Here is a 13,990-nt window from a genome sequence, read left to right on the forward strand (position 1 = left end):
TCTTGTCACACTTGCTCGCGACGAACTTTCCGGAAGCGGCAGACGGCCGACTCCGAGCGAGCAGGGAGGTACTCCTCATGGCACGAGCAGTCGGCATCGACCTCGGCACCACCAACAGCTGCGTTGCGGTCCTGGAGGGCGGCGAGCCCACGGTCATCGCGAACGCCGAGGGCGCACGCACCACCCCGTCGGTCGTGGCCTTCGCCAAGAGCGGCGAGGTCCTCGTCGGCGAGGTCGCCAAGCGCCAGGCGGTCACCAACGTCGACCGGACCATCCGCTCGGTGAAGCGGCACATGGGGTCGAACTGGAAGACCAAGATCGACGACAAGGACTTCACGCCCCAGCAGATCAGCGCGTTCGTCCTGCAGAAGCTCAAGCGCGACGCCGAGGCCTACCTCGGTGAGACCGTGACCGACGCCGTGATCACCGTGCCGGCGTACTTCTCCGACGCGCAGCGCCAGGCCACCAAGGAGGCCGGCGAGATCGCGGGCCTCAACGTCCAGCGCATCGTCAACGAGCCCACCGCCGCCGCCCTGGCCTACGGCCTCGACAAGGGCGACGACCAGATGATCCTGGTCTTCGACCTCGGTGGCGGCACCTTCGACGTCTCGTTGCTGGAGATCGGCGAGGGCGTCGTGGAGGTCAAGGCCACCAGCGGTGACAACGAGCTCGGTGGTGACGACTGGGACAACCGGATCGTCGAGTGGATGGTCAAGAAGTTCAAGGACTCCAACAACGTCGACCTCGGCGCCGACAAGATCGCCAAGCAGCGTCTGCAGGAGGCCGCGGAGAAGGCGAAGATCGAGCTGTCCGCCTCGAGCGAGACCCAGATCCACCTGCCCTACATCACCCACGGCGAGTCCGGCCCGCTGCACTTCGAGGAGAAGCTGACGCGCGCGGAGTTCCAGAAGCTCACCGCCGACCTGCTCGAGCGCACCAAGAAGCCGTTCCAGTCCGTGCTCAAGGACGCCGGTGTCCCGGTCGACAAGATCGACCACGTCGTCATGGTCGGTGGCTCCACCCGGATGCCCGCCGTGACCGACCTGGTCAAGGACCTGCTCGGCGGCAAGGAGCCCAACAAGGGCGTCAACCCCGACGAGGTCGTCGCGGTCGGTGCCGCGCTGCAGGCCGGTGTCCTCAAGGGTGAGGTCAAGGACGTCCTGCTCCTCGACGTCACCCCGCTGAGCCTCGGCATCGAGACCAAGGGCGGCGTCATGACCACCCTCATCGAGCGCAACACCACCATCCCCACCAAGCGCTCCGAGGTCTTCACCACCGCCGACGACAACCAGCCGTCGGTCGAGATCAAGGTCGCGCAGGGCGAGCGGCAGATGTGGTCGCAGAACCAGCCGCTGGGCAACTTCGAGCTCACCGGCCTCCCGCCGGCACCGCGCGGCGTACCCCAGATCGAGGTCACCTTCGACATCGACGCCAACGGCATCGTCCACGTCTCCGCCAAGGACCGCGGCACCGGCCGTGAGCAGTCGATGACGATCTCCGGCGGCAGCGCGCTCAGCAAGGACGACATCGATCGGATGGTCCGCGAGGCCGAGGAGTACGCCGAGGAGGACCGCAAGCGCCGCGAGGCCGTCGAGACCCGCAACCAGGCCGACGGGCTCGTCTACAGCACCGAGAAGTTCCTCGACGAGAACGGCGACAAGATCCCCGACGAGGTCAAGACCGAGGTGCAGGCCGACGTCGACGCGCTGAAGGCCGTCCTCGAGGACGAGAACGCCGAGGCCGACGCGATCCAGGCCGCCGTCACCAAGCTCGGTGAGTCCTCGCAGAAGATGGGTGCTGCGATGTACGCCGCGGGCGAGGCCGACGCCGCGGGTGCGGGCGGTACCGCCGGCACCGGCGACAGCGACGACGACGTCGTCGACGCCGAGATCGTCGACGAGGAGCCCACCACCGGGGAGGCTGATTCCAAGTGACCTCCCACGACCAGGGCCCCGACGCGAACGCCGAGGAGGTCGCGTCCCAGGCCCCGGCCGAGGCCGAGACCGAGACTGCGGCCGAGGACGTCATCACCGAGGACGTCACCTCCGCCGAGGCCCCGGCCACGGAGGACCCGGTGGCGGTCGCCCGCGCCGAGCTGGCCGAGCGCACGCTCGACCTGCAGCGGCTGCAGGCAGAGTACGTCAACTACAAGCGGCGCGTCGACCGCGACCGCGACCTGGTGCGCGAGAACGCCCAGGTGACGGTGCTGTCGGCGCTGCTGCCGGTGCTCGACGACATCGACCGGGCCCGGGAGCACGGCGAGCTCGAGGGCGGGTTCAAGGCTGTGGCCGACTCGTTGATGGGGGTCGTCACCGGGCTCGGGCTGGTGCGCTTCGGCGAGTCCGGCGACGAGTTCGACCCCAACCTGCACGAGGCGCTGATGCACGGGCACTCGCCCCACGTCACCACGACGACCTGCCAGGACATCGTCCAGGCGGGCTACCGCATCGGTGAGCGGGTCGTCCGGGCCGCCAAGGTGACCGTCGTCGACCCGGAGCCGGGCGCGAACGCCACCGACAGCTGACGAGCACGAGAGGAGGGGTGGGATGACCAACGCCGACTGGGCGCGCAAGGACTTCTACAAGACGCTCGGCGTGAAGAAGGACGCCAGCGCCGACGAGATCAAGAAGGCCTACCGCAAGCTCGCCCGGGAGAACCACCCCGACTCCAACCCCGGTGACGCTGCCAAGCACGAGCGGTTCAAGGAGGTCGCCGAGGCGTACGACGTCGTCGGCGACCCCGAGCGCCGCAAGCAGTACGACCAGATGCGCAGCGTCACCGGGGGCTTCGGCGGCTTCCCCGGCGGGTTCGGGGGTGGTCGCGGCGGCGGTGCGGGCACCGGCGGCTTCGACATCAACGACCTGCTCCGCGACCAGGCCGGCGGCGGGATCGGCGACCTGTTCGGCGGGTTGTTCGGCGGCGGTGGCCGCGGACGCGGGCAGCAGTCCCCGCGCCGCGGACCCGACGTCGAGACCGACGCGACGATCGGCTTCGTCGAGGCGGTCGAGGGCGTCACCATCTCCCTGCGGCTGTCGTCCGACGCCCCGTGTGGCACCTGCAGCGGCACCGGCGGCAAGCCGGGCACGACCCCCCACATCTGTCCGGAGTGCGACGGTGCGGGCATGGTCGCCGCGTCCGCGGGTGGGGCGTTCACGCTCAACGAGACCTGCCCCAAGTGCGCCGGTCGCCAGCTGGTGTACGACGAGGCGTGCCCGACCTGTCACGGCTCGGGGCGCGGCCAGTCGACGCGCACGATCCAGGCCCGCATCCCCGCCGGCGTCAAGGACGGCCAGCGGATCCGGCTGCGCGGCAAGGGTGGCGCCGGCGAGCGCGGCGGCAGCCCCGGCGACCTGTTCGTCACCGTGAAGGTCGCACCCCACCCGATCTTCGGGCGCTCCGGCGACAACCTGACCCTCACCGTCCCGGTCTCCTTCGACGAGGCGGCGTTGGGCGCCGAGATCAAGGTCCCCACGCTGGGGGGCGCGCCCGTCACGCTGCGGATCCCCGCCGGGACCCCCAACGGTCGGACCTTCCGCGTCCGCGGCAAGGGTCTCGCCGGCAAGGACAACCGCGGCACGCCCCGCACCGGTGACCTCCTGGTCACGGTCGAGGTCCACGTCCCCGGCACCCTCAATGCCGAGGCGCGCGCCGCGCTCGAGGCCTATCGTGAGGCCACCGCGGGCAGCGACCTGCGGCGCAATCTCGTCGGAGGTGGGTGATGGCCAACCGTGCGCGGTCCGCGGGCGCGACGCCCGAGCCGCACGTCCCCGTCTATGTGATCAGCGTGGCCGCCGAGCTCACCGGGCTGCATCCCCAGACGCTGCGGCAGTACGACCGCATGGGCCTGGTCAGCCCGGGCCGCACCGGTGGCGGCGGACGGCGCTACTCCTGGCACGACATCGAGCAGCTGCGCGAGATCGCCCGGCTCACCGCCAGCGGGATCGGCCTCGAGGGCGTCCGCCGGGTCCTGGAGCTGGAGCGCGAGGTCGCCGCCCTGCGCGAGCACGCGGCCGCCCTCGCCGACGAGCTCGACCGCACACGCGCTGCACTGGCGCAGGCGATGTCCGCACCCGAGCGCACCGCCGTACGCCTGCCCGAGCGGCTGCCGGCGATCCGCACGAGCGCTGCTCCCGGCGCCGTCGTGGTCTGGCGCCGTGGCCAGCTGCGCTGACCCAGGCGCATCATGAGGAGGTGATGCGTCGCCTCGCGCTGGTCGCCGTACTGGCAACGGTCCTTGCTGCCTGCACGCCCGCCTCCACACCCGAGCCCACGCCGGACCTGACGGCCGGACTACTGCAGTTCTCCCATGACACTGCCCGCGGGCGGATGGTCGTCCAGGTCCGCAACGACTCCTCCGCACCGATCACGCCGGCGTCGATCACCTACGACGACCCGCGGCTCGGGCCGCCGATCCCGGCCGACGGGATGCGGGAGATCCCCGCCGGCTCGCAGCGCTCCTTCGCCGTGCCGCTGCCGACGGAGCCGCCGTGCGCGGGACCCGTCGACGCGGGCGGGCCCACCGCGACGGTCCGCACCGTCGATGTGACGGTGACGCTGCCGGTCACCGACCCCACCGAGATCGTGGCCCGCCACCTCGCCGAGCGTTGCCTGGTGCTGGCCGCGGCCGAGGTGGCCGAGCTGCGCTGGGCCGACCGGTTGCGGATCGAGGGGGAGCGGGCATGGCTGGTGCTCGAGGTGCGACCGACCGGCGGGTCCGGCCGGCTGCGGATCGGTGACGTCACCGGCACCCACCTCTTCGGCCCCGTGGGTACGGCGACCTGGCGCGTGCGGCGCACCGTCCACGGCAGCGGTCGACCGTTCCGGGTCGAGCTGCCGGTGGCCCCGGCCCGCTGCGACGGGCACGCGTTCGCCGAGGGCGGCAACGCCACGGCCTTCCGGCTGCGGCTGTCGGTCGGGCGACGCCACGGGCCGGTGCGGCTGCGGATGGGTGAGCGCGGTGCCACCGCCGCGCTGAACTTCGGCGCGCGCAGGTGCGGCCTGCGCTGAGCCCGCCGTACGTCATCCGTCCGCCGGGCTATTGCGCCGACGACGTATGACGTCTGCCGTCCTCGGTCGTTGGGCCTAGGGTCAGCGCTAGTCGATGCTGGTCGATGCTGGGCAGAGAGCGAGGTGGGGCGTGGACTGGGTGCCGGCATGGCTCCACGAGTGGTTCGCGACCATCGACTGGCTGCACTTCGGGACCATCCCGATCTTCACCGCCGTCATCGGCTGGCTGATCAACTGGACCGGCCTGATCATGCTCTTCAGTCCGGTGCGCTTCCGCGGCGTCCGGGTGCCCGGGATGCGCGAGCTGGCCTCGGTCCTGCCGCGCAAGATCCAGGAGGTGCCCGGCTTCTTGCAGGGCGGGTTGGGCTGGCAGGGCATCATCCCCGCCCGCGCCGCGAAGATGGGCAGCATCGCCGTCGACAAGGCGATCGCCAAGCTGGGCACGCCCGCGGAGTTCTACCAGCAGCTGGAGCCCGACCAGATCGCCCAGCACATCGTCACCGTCTTCGAGCCCGAGATCCCGGAGATGGTCGACCGCGTGATGCGCACCGACCACCCGAAGCTCTGGCGCGACGTGCCGCCCCGGGTGAAGGAGGCGGTCTACGTCCGGGTCCAGCAGCAGCTGCCCGGGATCGTGCGCCGGGTGACGACCGAGATCGGGATCCACATCGACCAGCTGCTCGATCCCAAGATCATGGTGATCGACCACTTCGAGAAGAACCCCGCCCTGGTCAACCGGATCTTCCGCGACTTCGGTCAGCGGGAGCTGAACCTCATGGTCAACTTCGGTCTGCTGTTCGGCTTCGTGCTCGGCATCCCGGTCGCCGTCCTCGACCACACCTTCGGTCAGTGGTGGCTGCTGCCGGTGCTGGGCGTCTTCGTCGGCTGGATCACCAACGCGCTGGGCATGTGGCTGATCTTCGAGCCTCCGGAGCCCAAGAAGTTCGGTCCGATCCGCGTCCATGGGCTCTTCCCGCGCCGGCAGTCCGAGGCAGCGGAGGTCTATGCCCAGATCATCGCCGACGACGTCATCACGCTCCAGCACATCGGGGACTTCCTCCTCGACGGACCGCGCGGCGACCGCACGCGGCAGATGCTCGCCACCGCGATGCGGCCCGCCATCGACCGCGCCGCCGGGCCGGCCCGCGCCGCCGTACGCGTGGCCATCGGCAGCCAGCACTACGACACGATCAGGGAGTCCGTGGCCCGGGAGGCGGTCGGACGCACCATCTCGCCGTTCAAGGACCCGGAGTTCTCCCGCCAGCAGGCCGACAAGATCCGCCAGCTCGTCGCGCGCCGCACCAAGGAGCTGCCGCCGCGCGACTTCGTCGAGATGATGCGCGCCGCCATCAAGGAGGACGAGTGGATGCTCTACGCCCACGGCGCCATCATGGGAGCCGGAGGCGGGTTCTTGCACCTGTGGATCTTCGGCGTCGGAGGAGGGGGCTGATGGTGGAGCGGATCGGTGCCGGCCTGGGTGCCGAGCGAGCCGGCACCGAGAGGGCCGACGAGGTCTCGGTCGAGGCGCTCGCCCGGCTCGGTGCGAGCGCCGCGTGGCACACGACCTCCTGGGCCGCCCGGACGTCGCTCGGTCTGGGCCGACGGGTCCTGCGCGCCGCCACCTCCGCCGAGGAGGCCTCCGACCTCGCCCGCGACATGATGACCGCCTCGCGGGTCATGGCCGAGGGCGTGGCCGACGTCCTCGACGGGGTGAGTGCGGTCGTCGGTGAGGAGAACGGTGTCTCCCGGGTCGTGCGGGCCGGCAGCCTCGGCGCGCACGGGGTGGCGGAGACCCTCGCCCAGGTGATGCCCGAGCGCGGCTCCGTCGTCGTCAACGGCACGGTGGTCGTGCGTGAAGAGTCGAAGCCCGACCCCGCCGCCCAGCTGCGCCGGCTCGGTCAGGCGTTGCTCGAGCGCTCCCGCGACGTGTGGACCGACGACGAGGGCCACCCGGCCTACGAGCAGATCCTCACGCAGCTCGCCCCCGACGAGGCGCGCATCCTGCTCCTGCTGCTGCGTGGAGGGCCGCAGCCGTCGGTCGACGTCCGCACGGGCGGTCCGATCGGCATGGTCAGCTCGCAGCTGATCGCGCCGGGGCTGACGATGATCGGCTCGCGCTGCGGCTGTCGTCATCTCGAGCGCGTGCCGGCCTACCTCAACAACCTGCACCGACTCGGTTTGGTGTGGTTCTCCCACGAACCCTTGGCCGACCCGATGCCCTACCAGGTGCTCGAGGCCCAGCCCGACGTCCTGGCCGCGATGCACTCGGTCCGGTTCCCCAAGGTCGTACGCCGCAGCATCCACCTCACGCCGTTCGGCGAGGACTTCTGCCGCGCCGCCCTGATCACGCCGGAGGAGACCGACGCGCTACCGGCCCATCAGGTGCCGGACGCGGGCGGCAGTCACTGACCGGTCAGGACGACGACTCCTCGTCGTCGACGGCGACGAGGAGATCGGCGCTGAGCGCCTCGAGGGTGGAGGTGTGCGCGATCAGCGAGTCCAGCAGCTGCTGGCGCAGGCTCGTGCTGCCGCGACGCTCCAAGGAGCGCAGCGTGGAGACGGCGGCGAGGACGCCCTGGACGGGGCGCTGCAGCTCGTGGGCGACATCGGCCACCGAGCGGGGGGCCGGTGGCGCGGGAGGCGGAGGTGGGGTCGCTGGCTCCGGTTCGGCCATCGGCGCGGACGCGGGTGCCGGCGTCGAGGTCGCCTCGAGCCGGTCGGGGTCGACGAGCTTGCGCACGCGCGCGAGCACCTGCCCGACCGGCGCGCCCTTCTCGAGGTAGTCGTCCGCACCCGCCCGCAGGGCGCGCGCCGTGAGGTTGCCCCCGGGTGCACCGGCCAGGACGACGATGACGGCGTCGGGACGGGCCGCGCGCAGGTGGGGGAGCGCCTCCAGGCCGGACATCACCGGCATCGCCAGGTCGAGCAGGACCAGGTCCGGCTGGAGCTCGGCCACCACCCGCGTGGCCTCGAGCCCGTCGGCGGCCTCCCCGACGACCTCGAACCCGTCACCCGTGAACGCCGAGACCCACAGCGCGCGCAGGTCCGCCACGTCGTCGACGACGACGGTGCGGACCGCGCGGCGGGCGCGGTCGTCCGCGGAGGACGCGCTCATGGCGCCATCCTGCGTCCTGGATCGCCCCGGGAGGCCGGTCTTGCGCGCACCTTGCGCCAAACCAGCAAACGCTCTCAGGACTGGCGTCCACGACCGCCCAGGAGCACGGCGCCGAGCACCCGGGTGCGCGCCTCGTGCAGGTCCTCGACCGCGCCGAGCAGCAGCTCGCTGCTCACGCGTCCCGACGGCAGGGTCAGCAGCAGGCTGCCGTCGATCGCCATGATGCGGGCGTCGTCGGAGTCGGTGACCGCGGGAGCGTGGATGATGACGACGTCGTACTTCCCGTCGATGCTCTCCAGCAGCTGGCGGAACCGCATCTCCAGCAGGCTGGGCGCGGCCAGGTGGGCGTTGCCGAGCGGCATCACGGTGACGCCGTCGACCGGTCCGGAGCGGATGGCCTCCTCGAACGTCGCCGAGCCGGCCAGCATGTCGTAGAAGCCGGCGTCGCCGCCGTCCTCCAGCACCGGGTGCCGGTGCCGGTCGGTGCGGTGCGCGTCGAGCAGCAGCACGCGGTGGCCGACCTCGGCCAGGGCGACGGCCAGGTTGACCTCGAGCCAGCCGCTCCACGGATCGGTCGCGGCGCCGGCGACCACCAGCGAGCGGGTCGGGTGGTCGCTGCTGGCGAACTCCAGCGCGACGCGCAGCGACCGCAGCGAGCCGAACTCGGCCGCGTCCGGGTCGAGCGCGGCGATCGCCTCCGGGTCCTGCGGTTGCGGGATGACGCCGAGGACGCCGATGCCGGTGCCGTTGGTGACCTCCTCGACCGTCTCGACGGTCCGGGTGAGCCGGTCGTAGACGACGGCGACGGCGATCGCGAGTGCGAGGGCCAGAGCGAGGGCGGCGAGCACGGTGATCTCGATGTTGGGCGAGCTGAACGAGCGCGGCACCTCGGCGGGTGCCGTGGTGTCGAAGCGCAGCGTCCCCCCGGTGGGGTCGTAGTCGTCGATGGCCTGGGCGACGGCGTTGGCGATCTGGGCGGCCAGGACGGGGTCGGCGTCGCTCACCGAGACCTGGACCAGGAACGTCCCGGCGACGACGTCACCGGAGACGCTCTCCTGGAGGTCGCGCACGCTGCGGCTCGGGACCGCGTCGGCGACCTCCTCGAGCATCGGCCGGGAGGCCATCACGTCGGCGACGGTGCCGAGCAGGTCGACGTACTCGCCGGCGGCGGCGGGCGCGTCCTGCGCAGGCGTGACCGCGACGCGGGCGGTCGCGGTGTACTCCCGCTCGACGAGCGCAAGGCCGAGGGCCGTCGAGCCGGCGACCAGCACGATGACCAGGGCCATCAGCATCCGGCGCCGCCACAGCACGGCGCCGAACGCCCGCAGCGACGAGCCGGAGGTGGCCCGGGAGGGCAGGGGCGTGGGCGGGGTCAGCGGGTGGTCCAGCTGGCGGGTGGTGTCCATGAGGAGTCCTTGGGGTGTGGTCGGGCCGGCAGGAGCGGGTCAGCGGCAGCGGTGGTCGACGTGGGCGGGGATGCCGCGCGGGATGGGGTGGGCGACGGCGCGCTCGACGCGCGTGCCGCGCGGCACGGGACGGGTGAGCTCCATCCGCACCCGGCGCTTGGTGCCGGAGGCGTAGCAGAAGAAGCGCCCGGAGATGACGCCGACGAGGCGGTTGCGCCGGTCGACGAGGAAGGCCTGGCCGGCGATGTAGGGCCCCACCTTGCCGCTTGCGGTGAAGCGGGCGGTGACGATGGCGTCGTTGGGCGTACGACGCAGCTCGGCGCGGTCGATCGCGACCCAGCCCTTCGGCGCCCGGTCGGCCAGCTCGAGCTCGGCGTAGCGGACGCTCACCTCGCCGACGTCGCGGACGCGGGTCGGCAGGGTGGCGAAGAGACCGAACTCGCCGTCCGGGGTCACCCCCAGGACGGTGCAGCACTTCGAGCCCGGGCGGCCGACGGTGTCGACCAGCACGCGCCCGGCCCGGTCCCGGACCTCGATGCGCACGAGCGCGCGGCGGATGGTGGCCCCGGTGGTGTTGCGGACCACGAGCGCCAGGTGCTTGCCGTGGCCGCCCCAGCGCACCAGGTCGGGACGCACGAGGTCGGTGGCGGGGACCGTCGGGTCGGCGGTCGTCGGCTCTGTTGTGGGCTCTGTGCTGGGCTCGGTGGTGGGCTCGGTGGTGGGCTCGGTGGTGGGCTCGGCCGACGCCGTCGGGCTGGCCGCCGGCGTCTCGGCTGCCGTCAGCAGGGCGGGTGGCACGGTGCCGGCGCCGGGCGGCGGGGTGCAGGCGGTGAGCAGGGTGGCCGCGACGGCGAGGGTGGCCCAGCGCGCGGTGCGGCCGGTGCGGCCGGTGCGTCGGGTGTGGACGTGCGTTCTCATGAGGTCACCTCGTGAAGGGACGGGGGTACCAGCCGGGCGTAGGTCGCCGCGTAGCCGTCGTGCATGCGGTCGGGTCCGAACTCGTCGTGGACGAGTCGTCGGCCGCGGTGTGCCAGCCGAGCGCGTTCGTCGCGGTCGGCGAGCAGGTCGGTGAGGGCGCGCGCCAGGGCTGCGGCGGTGCCGGGTGGCACCAGGCGCAGGGCGGGCCCGAGCGTGTCGCGCACCCCGCCGACCGCCGAGGCGACGACCGGCACGCCGCTGCTCATCGCCTCGAGCAGGCTGATCGGCAGTCCCTCCCAGTCGGTGGGGAGGACGACGAGGTCGGTGGCGGCCAGCAGCCGGGGCACGTCGGTGCGCGGACCGAGCAGCCGGACGCGATCGGTGAGACCGAGGCGTTCGACCTGTGCCCGCACCCGCGGCAGCGTGGGACCGTCGCCGGCGAGCAGCAGCAGGGCATCGTCAGGGGTCTCGGTCCAGGCGTCGAGCAGCAGGTCGTGGCGCTTCTGGTCGGCGAACCGCGCCAGGCACAGGGCCACCGGCGCCGCCTCGTCCAGGTCGAGCTCCGCCCGCGCCTGTTGGCGCTCGGGGAGCGCAAGCGGGGTCACGGCGTTGGCGACCACCGTGACCCGGTCGGCCGGGTAGCCGTGGTCGGCGAGCTGGGTGGCGACGTACGGCGACACGGCGACGACGTGGTCGGCGCAGCGGCGCAGGATCCGGGCGGCGAGCCGCAGCTCGCCTGCGGGCACCCCGTGCAGGGTGACCAGCACCGGACAGCGGCGACCGGCTGCCAGGCGCGCGACGAGTGCCGCCTTCACGTTGTGGGCGTGGACGAGATCCGGCGGGGAGGCGGTGAAGGACGTCCGCAGTGTGCGGACCGCGCGTGCGAGGTCGCGAGCGCTGCGGCCGTCCATCGGCACCGCGAGGTGCGCGACGCCCTGCGCGGCGACGTCGTCGGCACGGAAGCCGCCGGCGCTGGCGAGCAGCACGTCATGACCGCGGCGGCGGGCCTCGAGCACGAGGTCGGCCGCGACCGCCTCAGCGCCACCGACACCCATCACGGGAATGACCGTCACGATGCGGGCGCGGGTGCGCGCGCCGCTCATGACGCCACCTCCGCGTAGACGTCGACCAGCCGGCGCACGCAGTGCTCGACGGCGAAGCTCTCCTCGACCCGCGTCCGGGCCCGGGCGCCCATCCGGGTCCGCAGCGCCGGGTCTCCCGCCATCCGGGTGAGCGCGTCGCGGAGCGCGGCGTGCGCGCCGGTCGGCACGAGCAGGCCCTCGCGACCGTCACGGACCAGCTCCGGGATGCCCCCGGCGTGCGAGGCCACGACCGGCAGTCCGCGGGCCATGCCCTGCAGGAGCGCCATCGGGCAGGCCTCGGCGGCCGACGGGAGGACGATCAGGTCGGCGGCGTCGAGCCAGGGGCGGGGGTCGGGCTGGAAGCCGACGAGGCGCACCCGGTCGGTCACGCCCGCGGCGCGGACGGTCTCCTCGACCCGGGCCCGCTCGGGGCCGTCGCCGATGAGGACCAGCTGCAGGTCCGGCACCTCGGCGACCGCGCGGACGAGGGCCGGCAGGCGCTTGACCGGCTGCATGACCCCGACCCACACGGCGGTGGGGTTCGGGTCGGTGCCTGCCGACGTCGAGGACGTCGCGGGAGCCAGCCAGCTCCGGCCGACCCCGTTGTGGACGGTGTGCACCCGGTCCGTGGGGAGCCCGATGTGGGTGCGGGCGTACGTCGTCAGCGCCTCGCAGGGGGTGACGGTCAGCGACCGGCGTACGCCGCCGAGCAGTCGTTCCCCGGTGAGGTTGCCGACCCGGTCGCGACGGGTCAGCGCGGCGACCGCGGCGTTCCCCGGCACGAGGTGGGCCAGCGGGTCGGGGACGCCGTGCAGCGTGTAGACGGTCGCGAGGTTCGTGGTCTGACCCCACAGCCGGCCGACCAGCCCGGCGCGGCGGTCCTGGCAGTGCACGACGTCGGGGCGCAGGGCGCGCAGGGTGCGACCCAGTCGGCCGGCTCCCAGCACGTCGCCCTTGCGGGGCATCTGGGCCAGGTGGGTGCGTACGCCGGCGGCCGCGAGCGCCGCGTGCCGCGGGGTGTGCGGGCCGACCACGTGACTCTCGTGGCCCTGCCGCGCGAGCTCGGTCGCCACGTCGAAGGCGTGGTCCACCGGTCCGCCACGGGCCTGGGTGTAGAGCTGGACGATGCGCATGTCAGCGACTCCTGCGGGCCGGGGTGAGGGCGGCGGCCAGGGCGAGCAGCAGCCACACGGGCAGGTAGTACTGCGAGCTGAGGAACATCGCGCCGGTGAGGACGCCGGCGAACGCGACGCACACGGTGGTCGCGAGAAGCCGCCGGTCCGGCTCCGGGCCGGGGGTGGATCGGGCCCGCCACGCGGCGGTGAGGCCGGCGAGGATCATCGCGGCGAAGACGCCGAGACCCACCAGACCCAGCTCGCTCGCGACGTCGAGGAACATCTGGTGCGCGACGTCGAGGTGGGGCGGGTCGGACACTCGGCTGCCGAGGTACTCGTCGTAGTGGACGCTGTAGCCGCCCGGTCCCTTGCCGAGCACGGGGGCGTCGGCCGTCATCTCGGCCGCCAGCGTCCAGCCGACGAACCGGGAGGTGACGTTGGCGGATGCGACGTGCTGCTTCTCGTCCAGGCTGCGCTGCATCAGGTCGGGGGCCACGACCAGCGCGACGAGCACCGCGACGGCGACCACGGCGAGGCCGATCATGGCGGTGCGCCAGCGCAGCACCTGCAGCGCCAGGGCGAGGATCAGCATGACGCCGAGGCCGAGTAGCCCGCCGCGGGAGAAGGTCGCCGCGATCGCTACGACGAGGATCACCGCAGCCGTCGCCCAGAGTGCGCGATGGGCGCCGGAGCGACGTCCCAGGGCGAGTGCGAATGGCAGCGCGCACAACAGGTGCAGGGCGAAGTCGTTGGCGTCCTCGATCGGGCCGGCCGCCCGGCCGCCGTTCTCGTTGACGAAAACGATGATCCCGACGACCGCCGCGACCGTCGAGGACAGCACGAGAGTTCGACCCAGCAACCAGGGATCCAAGCGGTTGCGCAGTGTGTCGACCAGCACGATCAGCACGGCTACATAGGAGACGTAGCGCGTGGCGACGACGAGGCCGGTCATGCCGTTCGGATGTATCACCAGCGCAGCCAGCACGACCAGCACAAGGCCACCAGCGGCATATGTCACCGGGTGCCGCGCTGTCGGTGGGCGGTCATCGGTCGCCAGGCGCAGGACCCATGCGACGAAGACGATCAGACCCACGAGCTTCACCGCGATCGAGCTGACCTGCGTCAGGTATCCCGAGAACGGCTCGACCGCGATGTAGACGAGTACGGCGGTCTCGATGCGCAGCGTCATCACGACCACGGTCGTGCAGGCCACAACGAGCCCGAGCACGAGCACGGGTTCGAGCGCGGTCGCGGCGCCGATCACGACGGCCAGGACGCTGGTCGCGATCACGGCGACGCCGGCGCGCCGGCGGGCCGGCGACACCGCGCGGAGGCTGGGCACCAGGG

General features: G+C 72.6%; 13 protein-coding genes. 7 read left to right on the forward strand and 6 right to left on the reverse strand.

The window, feature by feature from the left end; genetic code table 11:
- Nucleotides 1-77 precede the first annotated feature (77 nt).
- The 7 genes from dnaK to J2S59_RS06660 all read left to right on the forward strand — a co-directional run bounded on the left by dnaK (nucleotide 78) and on the right by J2S59_RS06660 (nucleotide 7,416).
- Nucleotides 78-1,934, forward strand: coding sequence for a molecular chaperone DnaK (gene dnaK / locus J2S59_RS06630; RefSeq protein WP_068118067.1), 1,857 nt, complete (start codon nucleotides 78-80; stop codon nucleotides 1,932-1,934).
- Nucleotides 1,931-2,524, forward strand: a complete 594-nt coding sequence (grpE, locus tag J2S59_RS06635; RefSeq protein ID WP_068118064.1) for a nucleotide exchange factor GrpE — start codon at nucleotides 1,931-1,933, stop codon at nucleotides 2,522-2,524. Before dnaK ends, grpE begins: the two co-directional genes overlap by 4 nt.
- A gap of 22 nt (nucleotides 2,525-2,546) precedes the next feature.
- Nucleotides 2,547-3,719, forward strand: a complete 1,173-nt coding sequence (dnaJ, locus tag J2S59_RS06640) for a molecular chaperone DnaJ (RefSeq protein ID WP_306824943.1) — start codon at nucleotides 2,547-2,549, stop codon at nucleotides 3,717-3,719.
- Nucleotides 3,719-4,171, forward strand: coding sequence for a heat shock protein transcriptional repressor HspR (locus J2S59_RS06645; protein WP_068124508.1), 453 nt, complete (start codon nucleotides 3,719-3,721; stop codon nucleotides 4,169-4,171). The genes dnaJ and J2S59_RS06645 overlap by 1 nt, the downstream gene beginning before the upstream one ends.
- Before the next feature lie 20 nt (nucleotides 4,172-4,191).
- Nucleotides 4,192-5,007: a hypothetical protein gene (locus tag J2S59_RS06650; RefSeq protein WP_306824944.1), complete on the forward strand. Its 816-nt coding sequence runs from the start codon at nucleotides 4,192-4,194 to the stop codon at nucleotides 5,005-5,007.
- A 130-nt stretch (nucleotides 5,008-5,137) separates the two neighbouring features.
- Nucleotides 5,138-6,457 (forward strand): DUF445 domain-containing protein, encoded by a 1,320-nt coding sequence (locus J2S59_RS06655; RefSeq protein ID WP_246360227.1) that lies wholly within the window; start codon nucleotides 5,138-5,140, stop codon nucleotides 6,455-6,457.
- Nucleotides 6,457-7,416, forward strand: a complete 960-nt coding sequence (locus J2S59_RS06660) for an Abi-alpha family protein (protein ID WP_220138388.1) — start codon at nucleotides 6,457-6,459, stop codon at nucleotides 7,414-7,416. Before J2S59_RS06655 ends, J2S59_RS06660 begins: the two co-directional genes overlap by 1 nt.
- Before the next feature lie 4 nt (nucleotides 7,417-7,420).
- Here J2S59_RS06660 and J2S59_RS06665 read toward each other — a convergent pair whose 3' ends face one another.
- From J2S59_RS06665 to J2S59_RS06690, 6 genes are all read right to left on the reverse strand, one after another.
- Nucleotides 7,421-8,122, reverse strand: a complete 702-nt coding sequence (locus tag J2S59_RS06665) for a response regulator (RefSeq protein WP_068119795.1) — start codon at nucleotides 8,120-8,122, stop codon at nucleotides 7,421-7,423.
- A gap of 74 nt (nucleotides 8,123-8,196) precedes the next feature.
- Nucleotides 8,197-9,528: a Wzz/FepE/Etk N-terminal domain-containing protein gene (locus tag J2S59_RS06670; protein WP_068119796.1), complete on the reverse strand. Its 1,332-nt coding sequence runs from the start codon at nucleotides 9,526-9,528 to the stop codon at nucleotides 8,197-8,199.
- A 39-nt stretch (nucleotides 9,529-9,567) separates the two neighbouring features.
- The gene (locus J2S59_RS06675; RefSeq protein WP_068119798.1) at nucleotides 9,568-10,446 is read right to left on the reverse strand and encodes a hypothetical protein; all 879 of its coding nucleotides are present in this window, start codon (nucleotides 10,444-10,446) and stop codon (nucleotides 9,568-9,570) included.
- Complete coding sequence (locus J2S59_RS06680; RefSeq protein WP_068119799.1) at nucleotides 10,443-11,549, reverse strand: glycosyltransferase; 1,107 nt, start codon at nucleotides 11,547-11,549, stop codon at nucleotides 10,443-10,445. The genes J2S59_RS06675 and J2S59_RS06680 overlap by 4 nt, the downstream gene beginning before the upstream one ends.
- Nucleotides 11,546-12,661, reverse strand: a complete 1,116-nt coding sequence (locus J2S59_RS06685; protein ID WP_306824945.1) for a glycosyltransferase family 4 protein — start codon at nucleotides 12,659-12,661, stop codon at nucleotides 11,546-11,548. Before J2S59_RS06685 ends, J2S59_RS06680 begins: the two co-directional genes overlap by 4 nt.
- Before the next feature lies 1 nt (nucleotide 12,662).
- Entirely contained in the window at nucleotides 12,663-13,985 is a 1,323-nt protein-coding gene (locus tag J2S59_RS06690; RefSeq protein ID WP_181642035.1) for an O-antigen ligase family protein, read from the reverse strand.
- Nucleotides 13,986-13,990 lie beyond the last annotated feature (5 nt).

The sequence above is a fragment of the Nocardioides massiliensis genome, from assembly GCF_030811215.1.
GTDB classification, from domain to species: Bacteria; Actinomycetota; Actinomycetes; order Propionibacteriales; family Nocardioidaceae; genus Nocardioides_A; species Nocardioides_A massiliensis.